This is a genomic window from Mycobacterium sp. ACS4331, assembly GCF_001667265.1.
Lineage (GTDB): Bacteria > Actinomycetota > Actinomycetes > Mycobacteriales > Mycobacteriaceae > Mycobacterium.
Map to the genome: position 1 here is coordinate 15,550 of NZ_LZHW01000015.1, position 11,721 is coordinate 27,270.

14 protein-coding genes are annotated in these 11,721 nt (G+C 68.0%); 6 read left to right on the forward strand and 8 right to left on the reverse strand.

The window, feature by feature from the left end; genetic code table 11:
- Nucleotides 1-17: 17 nt before the first annotated feature.
- Complete coding sequence (locus A5727_RS05170; protein ID WP_068245833.1) at nt 18-1,763, forward strand: ABC transporter ATP-binding protein; 1,746 nt, start codon at nt 18-20, stop codon at nt 1,761-1,763.
- A 29-nt stretch (nt 1,764-1,792) separates the two neighbouring features.
- Complete coding sequence (locus A5727_RS05175) at nt 1,793-3,661, forward strand: ABC transporter ATP-binding protein (protein WP_197507595.1); 1,869 nt, start codon at nt 1,793-1,795, stop codon at nt 3,659-3,661.
- A gap of 76 nt (nt 3,662-3,737) precedes the next feature.
- Here the strand turns inward: A5727_RS05175 and abmR are convergent, their stop codons facing one another.
- Complete coding sequence (gene abmR / locus A5727_RS05180) at nt 3,738-4,271, reverse strand: ATP-binding transcription factor AbmR (RefSeq protein ID WP_068245637.1); 534 nt, start codon at nt 4,269-4,271, stop codon at nt 3,738-3,740.
- A gap of 70 nt (nt 4,272-4,341) precedes the next feature.
- Nucleotides 4,342-4,545: a hypothetical protein gene (locus A5727_RS05185; protein ID WP_068245640.1), complete on the reverse strand. Its 204-nt coding sequence runs from the start codon at nt 4,543-4,545 to the stop codon at nt 4,342-4,344.
- Nucleotides 4,546-4,642: 97 nt separating this feature from the next.
- On the opposite strand from A5727_RS05185, the gene A5727_RS05190 reads away from it, so the two are divergent.
- A complete protein-coding gene (locus tag A5727_RS05190) occupies nt 4,643-5,488 on the forward strand; it encodes an AIM24 family protein (RefSeq protein WP_068245643.1) in 846 nt (281 codons plus the stop codon).
- Nucleotides 5,489-5,493: 5 nt separating this feature from the next.
- Here A5727_RS05190 and A5727_RS05195 read toward each other — a convergent pair whose 3' ends face one another.
- A complete protein-coding gene (locus tag A5727_RS05195; protein WP_231991959.1) occupies nt 5,494-6,567 on the reverse strand; it encodes an adenylate/guanylate cyclase domain-containing protein in 1,074 nt (357 codons plus the stop codon).
- 61 nt (nt 6,568-6,628) lie between these two features.
- Between A5727_RS05195 and A5727_RS05200 the strand changes: the two genes are divergently transcribed.
- On the forward strand, nt 6,629-7,129 hold the full coding sequence (locus A5727_RS05200; RefSeq protein WP_068245655.1) for a DNA-deoxyinosine glycosylase: 501 nt from the start codon (nt 6,629-6,631) through the stop codon (nt 7,127-7,129).
- On the opposite strand, the gene A5727_RS28050 is transcribed toward A5727_RS05200, so the two are convergent.
- The 4 genes from A5727_RS28050 to A5727_RS05220 all read right to left on the reverse strand — a co-directional run bounded on the left by A5727_RS28050 (nt 7,126) and on the right by A5727_RS05220 (nt 10,397).
- The gene (locus A5727_RS28050; protein WP_231991960.1) at nt 7,126-7,380 is read right to left on the reverse strand and encodes a ribosomal protein L7/L12; all 255 of its coding nucleotides are present in this window, start codon (nt 7,378-7,380) and stop codon (nt 7,126-7,128) included. The two genes, A5727_RS05200 and A5727_RS28050, sit on opposite strands and share 4 nt — an antisense overlap.
- A gap of 106 nt (nt 7,381-7,486) precedes the next feature.
- Entirely contained in the window at nt 7,487-8,884 is a 1,398-nt protein-coding gene (locus A5727_RS05210) for an amidase (protein WP_068245659.1), read from the reverse strand.
- 34 nt (nt 8,885-8,918) lie between these two features.
- On the reverse strand, nt 8,919-9,521 hold the full coding sequence (locus tag A5727_RS05215; protein ID WP_068245662.1) for a TetR family transcriptional regulator: 603 nt from the start codon (nt 9,519-9,521) through the stop codon (nt 8,919-8,921).
- A 6-nt stretch (nt 9,522-9,527) separates the two neighbouring features.
- Nucleotides 9,528-10,397, reverse strand: a complete 870-nt coding sequence (locus A5727_RS05220; RefSeq protein ID WP_068245838.1) for a lysophospholipid acyltransferase family protein — start codon at nt 10,395-10,397, stop codon at nt 9,528-9,530.
- 129 nt (nt 10,398-10,526) lie between these two features.
- On the opposite strand from A5727_RS05220, the gene A5727_RS05225 reads away from it, so the two are divergent.
- Nucleotides 10,527-10,946 carry an HIT family protein gene (locus A5727_RS05225; protein ID WP_068245841.1) on the forward strand — a complete coding sequence of 140 codons (420 nt, stop codon included), beginning with the start codon at nt 10,527-10,529 and terminating at the stop codon, nt 10,944-10,946.
- A 27-nt stretch (nt 10,947-10,973) separates the two neighbouring features.
- Complete coding sequence (locus A5727_RS05230) at nt 10,974-11,414, forward strand: nitroreductase family deazaflavin-dependent oxidoreductase (RefSeq protein ID WP_068245668.1); 441 nt, start codon at nt 10,974-10,976, stop codon at nt 11,412-11,414.
- Between the two features lie 10 nt (nt 11,415-11,424).
- Here A5727_RS05230 and A5727_RS05235 read toward each other — a convergent pair whose 3' ends face one another.
- Nucleotides 11,425-11,694 (reverse strand): metal-sensitive transcriptional regulator, encoded by a 270-nt coding sequence (locus tag A5727_RS05235; RefSeq protein ID WP_068245671.1) that lies wholly within the window; start codon nt 11,692-11,694, stop codon nt 11,425-11,427.
- Between the last annotated feature and the right edge of the window lie 27 nt (nt 11,695-11,721).

Genomic DNA, 11,721 nt, shown 5'->3' on the forward strand with positions numbered 1-11,721 from the left:
TGTGCAACAGTTACGAGATGCTCCGGGCGCTGCTGCGACAGTACGTGCAGCCCTACCGGCACCTGGTGGCCGCCGTGATGGCACTTCAGGTGGTCAGCAGTCTTGCCTCGTTGTATCTGCCGACGATCAACGCCGCGATCATCGATGACGGCGTCGCCGTCGGCGACACCGACAGAATCGTCCATCTCGGCGCGGTGATGCTGGCCGTCACGGCGGTGCAGGTGGTGTGCGCCGTCGGGGCGGTGTACTTCGGATCGCGGGCGGGCATGAGTTTCGGCCGTGACCTTCGGGCGGCGATGTTCACGCACGTGACCACGTTCTCCGAACATGAGCGGGCCCGGTTCGGTGCGCCGTCGCTGTTGACGCGCACCACCAACGACGTCCAGCAGATTCAACTGCTGGTGCAGATGACGTTCACGGTGCTGGTGAGCGCACCCATCATGTGCGTCGGCGGCGTGGCGATGGCGTTGCATCAGGATGCCGGGCTGGCGTGGCTGCTGGGCGTCAGCGTGCCGGTGCTGGCGCTCGGCAACTACTGGATCATCAGGCACCTGCTGCCGATCTTCCGCACCATGCAGCAGCGCATCGACGGCATCAACCGGGTCATGCGTGAGCAGCTGACCGGCATTCGGGTCATCCGGGCGTTCTCCCGCGAAACCGTCGAGATCCGCCGATTCGACACCGCCAATCAGGACCTGTCGCAGGCCGCCCTGGAGGCCGGCCAGTGGCAGGCGCTCATGCTTCCCGTCACCACGCTGACGATCAACATCTCGAGCGTGGCCCTCATCTGGTTCGGCGGCCTGCGCATCGACGCCGGACATGTGCAGGTCGGGTCGCTGATCGCGTTCCTGTCCTACTTCATGCAGATCCTGATGGCCGTGTTGATGGCCACCATCTTCCTGGCCATGCTGCCGCGCGCGACCGTGTGCGCGGAGCGGATCAGTGAGGTGCTCTCAACCCACCCCGCGGTCAGCGACCCCGATCACCCGGTGAGCCCGGTCGGCGACGCCCGCGGAACCGTCACGGTCGACCAGGTGACCTTCGCCTACCCCGGAGCCGAACAACCTGTCCTGCACGATGTCTCGTTCACCGCGACACCCGGGACCACGACCGCCGTCGTCGGCAGCACGGGATCGGGCAAGTCGACGCTGATCGCGCTGATCGCCCGGTTGTACGACGTGACGTCGGGAGCGGTCCGCCTCGACGACGTCGACGTGCGGGACTACCGCACCGAACACCTGTGGGCGCGCATCGGCCTGGTGCCGCAGCGCGGCCACCTGTTCACCGGAACCGTCGCCGACAACCTTCGGTACGGCCGGGCCGACGCCACCGACGAGCAGATGTGGGAGGCCCTGCGGGTCGCGGCCGCCGACGACTTCGTGGCCGCCGACCCCGCGGGCCTGGAGATGAAGGTGGCCCAAGGCGGCGCGAACTTCTCGGGCGGGCAACGGCAGCGGTTGGCCATCGCCCGCGCCGTCATCCGCCGCCCCGCGGTCTACCTGATCGACGACGCGCTGTCCGCACTGGACGTGCGCACCGACGCGCGGGTGCGCCGAAACCTGCGGGAGGTCGCCGGCGGGTCGACGATCATCGTGGTCTCGCAACGGATCTCCACCGTGATGACCGCCGATCAGATCGTCGTCGTCGACGACGGTCGCGTGGTGGGTGTGGGCAGCCACGACAGCCTTCTGGCCGCCTGCCCCGCCTACCGCGAGTTCGCCGACTCGCAGGCCGTCGGCGCGGATGCGGGTGAGCCGTCGTGAGCGGGCCGCTGCGCGGTGGACTGCGCGCAATGGAACAGGGCCCACCGCGGCGGTCCCGCGATTTCCGCGCCGCGGCCCTGCGGCTGATCAGACGGCTGATTCCGCAGCGCGTACTGACAGTCGCCGTCATCGTGTTGTCGGTGCTGGGCATCGGGATCGGCGTCATCGGCCCGCGAATCCTCGGGCACGCCACCGATCTGCTGTTCAACGGCGTGATCGGACGCGAGCTCCCCGCGGGCCTGACCAGGGAGCAGGCCGTCGAGGCGGCCCGCGCACGCGGTGAACAGACCTTTGCCGACCTGCTGTCCGGCATGAACGTCACACCCGGACAGGGTGTCGACTTCGGCGCGGTGGCCCGCACGCTGCTGCTGGCACTCGTGCTGTATCTCGTTGCGGCCCTGCTCGTCTGGATCCAGGCACGGCTGCTCAACGTCGCGGTCCAGCGCACCATGGTGACGCTGCGCGCCGACGTGGAACACAAGATCCACCGACTTCCGTTGTCGCATTTCGACTCCCGGCAACGCGGCGAACTGCTGTCGCGGGTCACCAATGACGTCGACAACGTACAGACCTCGCTGACGATCACGATCAATCAACTGCTGTCGGCGGTGCTGACGGTGGTGGCGGTGTTGGTGATGATGCTGACCATCTCACCCCTGCTCACGCTGATCACCGTGGCGGCGGTACCGCTGACGCTGTGGGTGACGCGCGTGATCACCCGTCGCTCACAGCGTCTGTTCGTCGCCCAGTGGCGCAACACCGGCAGGCTGAACGCCCACATCGAGGAGACCTACAGCGGTTTCACCGTCGTCAAGACCTTCGGCCACCGGGAGGCCGCGAGGGAGCGGTTCACCGCGCTCAACGGCGAGGTCTTCCACACCAGCTTCGGCGCACAGTTCTTCTCCGGCCTGGTCTCCCCCGCCACGATGTTCGTCGGCAACCTCAGTTACGTCGCGGTCGCGGTGCTCGGTGGCCTGCAGGTGGCCACCGGACAGATCACCCTGGGCAGCATCCAGGCGTTCATCCAGTACGTGCGCCAGTTCAACCAGCCGCTGACCCAGATCGCCGGCATGTACAACTCGCTGCAGTCCGGCATTGCGAGTGCCGAGCGCGTGTTCGACTTCCTCGACGAACCAGAGCACACCCCGGATCCGGCGGCGACGCTTCCGGTCTCGGCATCCCCGCCGCGGGTGGTGTTCGACCGGGTGAGCTTCAGCTACCGCGAGGGCCACCCGGTGATCGAGGACCTGTCCCTGGTGGCCGAACCCGGCAGCACCGTGGCGATCGTCGGGGAGACCGGCGCGGGCAAGACCACCCTGGTGAACCTGCTGATGAGGTTCTACGACGTGGACTCCGGGCGCATTCTCATCGACGGTGTCGACATCACCACGGTCACCCGCGAGTCGCTGCGCGCAGGCATCGGCATGGTGCTGCAGGACACCTGGCTGTTCGGCGGGACGATCGCCGACAACATCGCCTACGGGCGACCTGACGCCACCCGCGACGAAGTGATCGAAGCCGCTCGGGCGGCCTACGTCGACCGCTTCGTACACGCCCTGCCCGACGGTTACGACACCTGGGTCAGCGACGAGAGTGGCCGCATCAGCGCGGGCGAGAAGCAGTTGATCACGATCGCGCGGGCCGTGCTGGCCCAGCCGCGGCTGCTGGTGCTCGACGAGGCCACGTCATCGGTGGACACCAGGACCGAACTGCTGATCGCGCAGGCCATGGCCGAACTTCGCCGCGACCGCACGAGTTTCATCATCGCCCACCGGCTTTCGACGATCCGCGATGCCGACCTGATCCTGGTGGTCTCGCATGGCCGGATCGTCGAGCAGGGCACGCACAGCGAACTGCTGGCGCGCCGGGGCACCTACTGGGAGATGACGCAGGCCTGACGGGTTTCGTCGAGGGCCGGGTCATTGGCGACCCCACTCGCGAAACACGTACAACAATCCGGTCTTCGGCATCGGATCAGACGTCAGGGCCCTGCGCCCGCAGGTCATCGACCTCGGACATGGCCTCGCGCAGCTTGGTCAGCCACTCCTCGGCGTGCTGGCCGACGAGCTTGACCGACCACGCCAGAGCGTCGGAGCGCGAGCGTGCCACGCCGGCATCGACCAGGGTGTCGAGCACTTGACGCTCGGGCTGTTTGAGCCGGGTCATGACCGGAACGGCGATGTGCGTGAACAGAATCCGCTCGTCGCCGTCGCCGGTGCCGACGGTCACGCCCCAGGACACCTTGCGACCGAACCGGTCCTGGGCCTCGTCGGCGATCCGCATGCGCTCGGACCGAGTCTCCTCCCGGAACCGGGCCACCCGACCCGACGCGCGGGCCCTGCTCTCCTCGCCCTCGGGGTCCGGAAGACGCCCGATGACCGTGATCTCCTCGCGGTCGACGGTGACCTCGGGATCGCCGTCGAACCACGCTCCGGGCAGGCGACCGGCGAACCAGTCGGCGGCCTCGTCCGCATCCGGGACGGCGCGGTGGGAATGATGGTTCTTCATAATTACATGATTACACCGTTACAGCCCCGATGGCACGGCTTTCTCCTCCGGCGAACACTCGACGCTGGAATCAGCGCTTGAGCAGCAGAGCAGCCGCCCCCGCGGCCACCAGAGCGATCAGCAGCAGGACGGCCCATCCGGTGCCGGCCAGCCACCACACCACGCCGACGGCGATGATCGCCGGCGACACCACGAACAGCGCCATTCCCGGGTGCTGCCTGACGACGGCCAGTGCGCTCTGCGCCCGGGCCCGGTCGATCTCCTTACCAGCCATGTCCCCAAGAATGCGGGGCCGCGGTGCAATCGGCAATGCCTGCCTACTGTGGGCTCAGAACAACGCAGACAACGCACGCGTCGAGGGAGGGCGACACATGACAGGGCAATGGCATCCCGATCCCGAGGGCCGATTCGAGCATCGCTGGTGGGACGGGCAGAACTGGACGGACCAGGTGACGCATCAGGGGCAGGTGCTGCAGGTGCCGATGGGAGCCCCGCCGCCCCAACCGGCCCGCGCGCAGGCCCCTGCGGCGCCGGTCGGTGACGGCTTCAGCGGGATCACCGGCGACCTGGTCGACGGCCGGTACAGCGAGAAGGAGGCCAAACCGATCGGCAACCAGAACAACAAGCTCCTGCGAGTCCGACTCGGCGAACCGTTCATGGCCCGGCAGGGGTCGATGGTGGCCTATCAGGGCAACGTCGACTTCGCCTTCGAGGGTGGCGGCGCGTCGAAGTTCCTCAAGAAGGCGTTCACCGGCGAGGGCCTGCCGCTCATGCGCTGCCAGGGGCAGGGCGATGTGTTCCTGGCTGACCGCTCGTTCGACGTGCACCTGTTGAACCTCACCAACTCTGGACTGTCCATCAGCGGCAAGAACGTGCTGGCCTTCTCGTCGAGCCTCGACTGGAACATCGAACGGGTCAAGGGCGCCAGCATGGTCACCGGTGGGCTGTTCAACACCACGCTGCGCGGCACCGGTTGGGTCGCGTTGACCACCGACGGACCGCCCGTGGTCCTCAACGCCGCCGAGGCGCCGACGTTCGCCGACACCAACGCCGTGGTGGCCTGGTCGGCGAATCTTCAGACGCAGTTGAAGACCAGCTTCAAGGCCGGCGCGCTGATCGGCCGCGGGTCCGGCGAGGCCGTGCAGGTCGCCTTCCACGGCCAGGGTTTCGTCATCGTGCAACCCTCGGAGGGCATCACCGTGCCCACGCAGCAGTAGGGCGGCTAGTGCTGGGCTCGACGGGCCCGGAACAGCTTGGTCTCGCCCTTGAAACCCTTGAGATGCTTGGCGCCGACGAACGACCAGTCGAAACCCGGTGCATCGCCGATGATTTCGCGTGCCGATTCGGCGACCAGCACCGATCCGGGCCTCGCGGCACTTGTGACTCGGCTGGCCAGGTTGACCGGACTGCCGAACCAGTCGCCGGCCCGGCTGACGGCGTCGCCGAATGCCAGACCGATTCTCAGGCGCGGGAACTCGGCGTCAGCCTGCGCCGCGCCGGCAAGCTCGAGCAGCGCCTCCAGCAGCGGAACCGGATCGGGGCACACCAGCATCACCGCATCGCCGATGGTCTTGACGAACCGCACCGGCGGATGCGCGACGTCCCTGGCCATCTCACCGAGTCGGTTCGCCAGGCGCTCGAGTTCCTCGGGTGGCGTCTCCTCCCCCAGCCGGGTGAAACCCACGAGATCAGCGAAGGCGACGGCGATTCGGCGCGCGCCCGGCAGCGGCTCACCGGCGGCACGTTCGGAGGCGCTGATGGCCTCGGTCTCCATCGCGTGGCGCAACTGCAGCATCAGCATGTCGGAGATCATCGGGGCCAGCAGCGGTGCGACCTCGCCAACCACCTGTTCCGAGGCCTGCGCGATGTCCAGTTCGGTCGCGTTCGGCTTCAGCACCACCGCGAGCGCGGTGGAGCGCATGATCTCCGCCGCGTTGGACAGACCTTCGGCCAGGGTGCGCGTCGCGACCAGGATCTGGTCGGTGTCGAAGCCGAGCCCCAAGAACTTCGCGGTGTGGCCCACAACGTCGCCGTCGGCACGCAGATACACCTCGGCATCGGGGTCGTCGACGGTGGGCAGTCCGACCGCACGCTGCACGCGCTGAACCGTGTCCAGGTCCAGGCCGGTCTTCTCGGCGATCTGCCGGGTGGAGACATAGTTGCCGTCGTCGCCGATGAGTCGCCGCGCCGCCAGCAGCATGGGTGAAAACGAGTTCTCCGCCTGCTCCGGGTCGATTCCCCGCCCCTGCAGCCATTCGATGAGCTCGGCGCGCTCGCCGGGGTTATTGGCCTCCACATCGGTCAACGTACAGTGCGCACATGATGGACTTGCGGAGTCCCAGCGGCGGTGAGCGCCGGTGACGCTCCACACATCGCCGGAGGTGCGCGGTCTGCCGCCGATTGTCGGAGGCAGACCGCGCATTCTGATCCTCGGCAATGCCCCCAGCGTGCTGTCGCTGGCCAGGCAGCAGTACTACGGGAACCCGCAGAACGCATTCTGGCGCATCACAGGCGAACTGTTCGGCTTCGCCGCCGACGCACCCTATGCCGAACGCACCACCGCGCTGATCTCACGGGGTGTCGCGGTGTGGGACACGCTGGCGCTGTGCCACCGCGCCGGCAGCCTGGACTCCGCGGTGGAGCGCAACAGCATGGTGGCCAACGACTTTTCAGCCTTCTTCGTCGCCCATCCCAGCATTGAGCGGGTGTACTTCAACGGAGCGGCCGCCGAAGCCAACTTCCGCCGCCTGGTCACCGCAACGCCGCGCGTGCACTACGCCAGGCTGCCGTCGACCAGTCCCGCGCACACCGTCGGATTGGCCGCGAAGCTCGCAGCGTGGCGCGTGATCGCCGACTAGAGCCGGTCGACTAGATCCTTGGCCTCCTTGAGGCCCAGACCGGTCTCGTCACGCAGCAGTTTGATGGCCGCGATCTTGTTGCCCTGCAGCGCAAGCTGGCGCACCATCTCGCTGACCCCGGGCTCGTCGACGGATTGGGACCGGACAGGTTGGCCGGCCAGGAAGGCCGCGCGTTCAAGCTCGGCGACCCGCCGTTCCAGGTGCTGCACCCTGCGTTCGAGGTCGCTGTCGGAGCTGCCGAAGATCGCCACGAGCGTAAGTGTGGCTGATCCCGCCACCGAGCGTGCGGGTTTGCACACCGATGCGCGGCGGGTTGCGTACAGACACGCACGCTCGCGGAAAGAGGGCGGGTCAGCGTCAGGACACCGACGGCCGCCGCTGCGCCCACGGCCGGTCCGCCTCGATCTCCGCGGCCAACGAGAGCAGCGTGGCCTCATCAAAGGGCCTGCCCACCAACTGAATCGACAGCGGCAGCCCCGAACTGTCCAGACCCCACGGTACGACGGCCGCGGGTTGGCCGGTGGCGTTGAACGCGATCTGGAACGGCACCCGGGCGGCCACCAGCGACAGCGTCGAGACGGCACCGAGCCTGCGGTAGGCCCCGATCTTCGACGGCCCGGTGGCCGTTCCCGGCGTGATGACGACGTCGACGTCGTCGAAGATGGACAGCACGCGGGCGGAGAACTCCTGTTCTGCGGCACGGATTTTCGCGATGCGCGCGTCCGAGAACATCCGTCCGATGCGGGCCACACCGCGGGTCCGCGAGTCCAGCCGCTCCTGATGCGGCAGCACGCGGACATCGTCGTGGACGCCGCGGATGTAGCGCGGCAGCATCTGGGTGTACACCGATGTCGGCGGATAGTCGATGTCGCGCTCGACCACGTCGTGGCCGAGTTCGCGCAGCACCTGACCGGCCTGGTGCACCGCGGCACGGTGCCCAGCGTCCACACGTGCGGTCACCATGGGTGGCACCTTGGTGGTCAGCGCGACGCGCAGGCGGTTCGGCGGTCGCGATGCGGCGCGCACGAACCCGCCCTCGGGGCCGGGCATCGCCTTATCGCATGTGACGTCCAGGAACAGTGCGGCGTCCTCGACCGTGTGCGTCAGCGGACCGTTGACCACCATGCCGTTCCAGGCGTCGTCGTGCGGCGACAGCGGCACCCGGCCGCGCTGGGGTTTCAGACCGAACAGTCCGCACCAGGACGCGGGGATGCGGATGGATCCCGCACCATCGGAGCCCAGGGCGATGGGCGCCAGACCCGCGGCCACCGCGGCGGCGCTGCCGCCACTGCTGCCGCCGGGCGTACGGGAGATGTCCCAGGGGTTGTGCGTCGCACCATAGGAGATGGTCTCGGTGAACGGCCAGATCATCATCTCCGGCACGGCGGTCTTGCCGAGGACGATCGCGCCGGCTTCACGAAGCAGACGCACCACCTCGGCGTCTTTCGAGGGGGCCGGGCCGTGGGCGGTGCCGCCGAAGGTGGTCGGCGTGCCCGCGACGTCGGTGTCGTCCTTGATGGCGATCGGCACACCGAGCAGCGGCAGTCGCTCCCCTGCGTCCAACCGCTTCTGCGCCTCGTCGGCGGCCCTGCGGGCCTGATCGGCGAACACCACGCGATACGACCGCAGTTCCGGGTCCAGCCGGGCGATGCGTTCGAGGTACAGCTCGGTGAGCGCCGGCGCGGTGATCGCGCCCGAGACCAGCAGCCGGGCCTGCTCGGCGGCGCCGGCGAAGGCCAACTCGATGGAGTCCATGGCCGCAGCGTAGCCAGTCGAACTGTGCGATCCGTCAAGACTCGAAGATGTGCCGCACCGTGCGGGCGGCCTGCTGCACGAACGGCACTGGGCCGTCCTCGGGGGCGGGTTGCGCGCTGGCCCAGCGTGCCATCCCCGCACGAACCGTGGTCAGCACCAGTGCCGCCATCAGCGTGGGAATCTCGTCGTCGGCCTGCAGCCCGCAGCGCCGTGCCACCAGTCCGGCGATCTCGCGTTCGCCACGCTGGAATCCGGCGAGCATCGCTGCCTGCACCACGGGTGTGGTGGCGGCGATCTCGAGCACGGCGACCGCGTGGTGGCGTCCGGGGGCATCGGCGAGGTGGTCGGCCACCAGGGTGATCAGCTCGGTGAACACCGTCACGTACGGCGCGGCGCCCGCCGCGATGAACCCCTCGGTCAGATGCCCAGGCAGTTCGGGCGGTCCCGACGCGATCGCCGACTCCTTGTTGGGGAAGTAGTTGAAGAAGGTCCGCGGCGCGACTCCGGCCGCGGCGCAGATCTCCTCCACGGTGACCCCGTCGAACCCGCGGGTCCGCACCAGATCGATGGCCGCGTCGCGGATGTCCGCCGTGGTCTGGCGGCGTCGTCGCGCACGCAGATCGGGCTTACCGGCCACCGCCGGTCACCCGTCCTGCGGTTGGACCGCGCGGTGCCAGGCCAGTGGGTTCAGTTCGCGGTACGGGTCGTCGCCGCGGACGGTCAGCAGATCGTCGAGGAGCCGTTCAAGCGACGCCTTGGTCTCGTTCCGCACCGACGTCACCCACTTCGCGACGGCGGTGCGAGCCGGCCTGGTGGTCGAGATCGGTTCCCCGAACGCCAGGTACATCCGCTGCGGGCGCGGAATCAGCGTGGGACCGACTCCTCGGACCAGTGGCATCGCCATATCCGGGGGCCCACCCGGCAGGGCCCGATGGGCGGCCTGAATGAGTCTGCCCCACATACTGTCTCGGGTCGTCAGGCTCTGATAGACATCGTCACCGCCGACCAGGCCAACGGGCACGATGGGGTAGTCCCGGGCCACCGCCTCGCGAGCGAAGCCCTCGCGCTGCTTCCAGCGCAGCACGTACTCCTCGCCCTTGAACTTCGCGATCTCCTGGCCACCGCCGGGGAACACCAGGATGGTCTCGTCGTGGTCCATCAACTCCCGCACGCTCTCGGGCGACCCCACCACGCCGCCATAGGCCGCGATCAGATCAGCCGCGGGACCCCGGTGCATTCCGAATGCGCGGTCAGCGAGCATGCGCACCTCGCCGCCGATGGCCCTGCGCACGTAGTGCGGGATCAGGAACACCTCGGCGAAGGAGGCCGCGGTGTGGTTGCCCACCAACAGGAAACGTCCATCGGCCGGCAGATTGTCCAGACCTGTGACGTACGGACGAGCGATGTCGACGACAGGGCGCAGCGCGCCGTCGGCGGCCGCCCAGGCCTGGCGGAGGCGTCGCACGCGTGGCGACGGATCCAGCAGCGCAGCAGCGGCGGCTGAATCGCTCATCGACATTCCTCCCGGGGGATCACAGGCCCTGGCGGTCGGGCATTCACCATCAATTCTTGCACAGACTGCAAACAGTGCACATGTGGCATGCGCCACGGCCGATCGGCGAGGCCCGCTAACGTGGCCGACATGACTTGCGTGTTCTGCGACATCGTCTCCGGGGACGCACCGGCAATCCGCATCCACGAGGACGACGACTACCTGGCGATCCTCGACATCCGCCCGATCGTGCGCGGCCACACCCTGGTGATCCCGAAACGGCATCACACCGACCTGACCGACACCCCCGCCGAGACCATCGCGGGAATGACGATCCTGGGACAGCGCATCGCGCAGGCCGCGCGAGCCTCAGACCTGCGCGCCGACGGCAACAACATCGTCATCAACGACGGCAGGGCCGCGTTTCAGACGGTCTTCCACATCCACCTGCATGTGGCTCCTCGTCACGACGGCGACAAGCTGTCCTTCGCCAAAGGACTTGTGGTGCGCCGTGATCCGGACCGCGAGGAGACCGCCCGCATTCTGCGGGAGGCGTTGGCGCGGTTGTAACGCGCGCCGAGGGGGCACACTGGGTACATGCCCACACTCACGATCCCCTCCCCTCTGGTCGCCTTCGTGCGCGTACACGACACGCTGTACCAGCGCACACGGGGTTGGGTGGGCCACCGCATTCCGGGCATGCCCTCAAACCTGATGCTGCACACCGTGGGCGCCAAGACCGGCGCACCGCGCACCACGACGCTGACCTACGCCAATGACGGCAACGACTACCTGATCGTCGCCTCCAATGGCGGAGCCACGCGAAACCCGGCCTGGTACCACAACATCAAGGCCCACCCGGCGGTGGAGATCAACATCGGGCCACGACGGTTCCCGGTCACGGCGGAGATCGTCGGGCCCGATCATCCGGACTACGAACGCCTGTGGCGCGTCGTCAACGACAACAACAGCGACAGGTACCGCGCGTACCAGAAGAAGACCACGCGACCGATCTCGGTGATCAGGCTCAGACCCTGAGACCGTGGGGTCAGGCCAGCGTCAGGAACAGCTTCTCGAGTTCGTCCTCGGTCAACGGCGGTGATCCGTCCGAGGTCTCGCCGCTGATGCACTCCTTCAGCCCGTTGGCGACGATCTTGAATCCAGCGCGGTCCAGTGCGCGCGACACCGCTGCCAACTGGGTGACCACATCCTTGCAGTCGCGGCCCTGTTCGAGCATCGAGATCACGCCGGCAAGCTGCCCCTGCGCCCGTCGCAACCTGTTCAAGATCGCGACCACCGAATCGTCGTCACACTTCATGCCTGCGTCCCTCCGTCAGAACAGGGA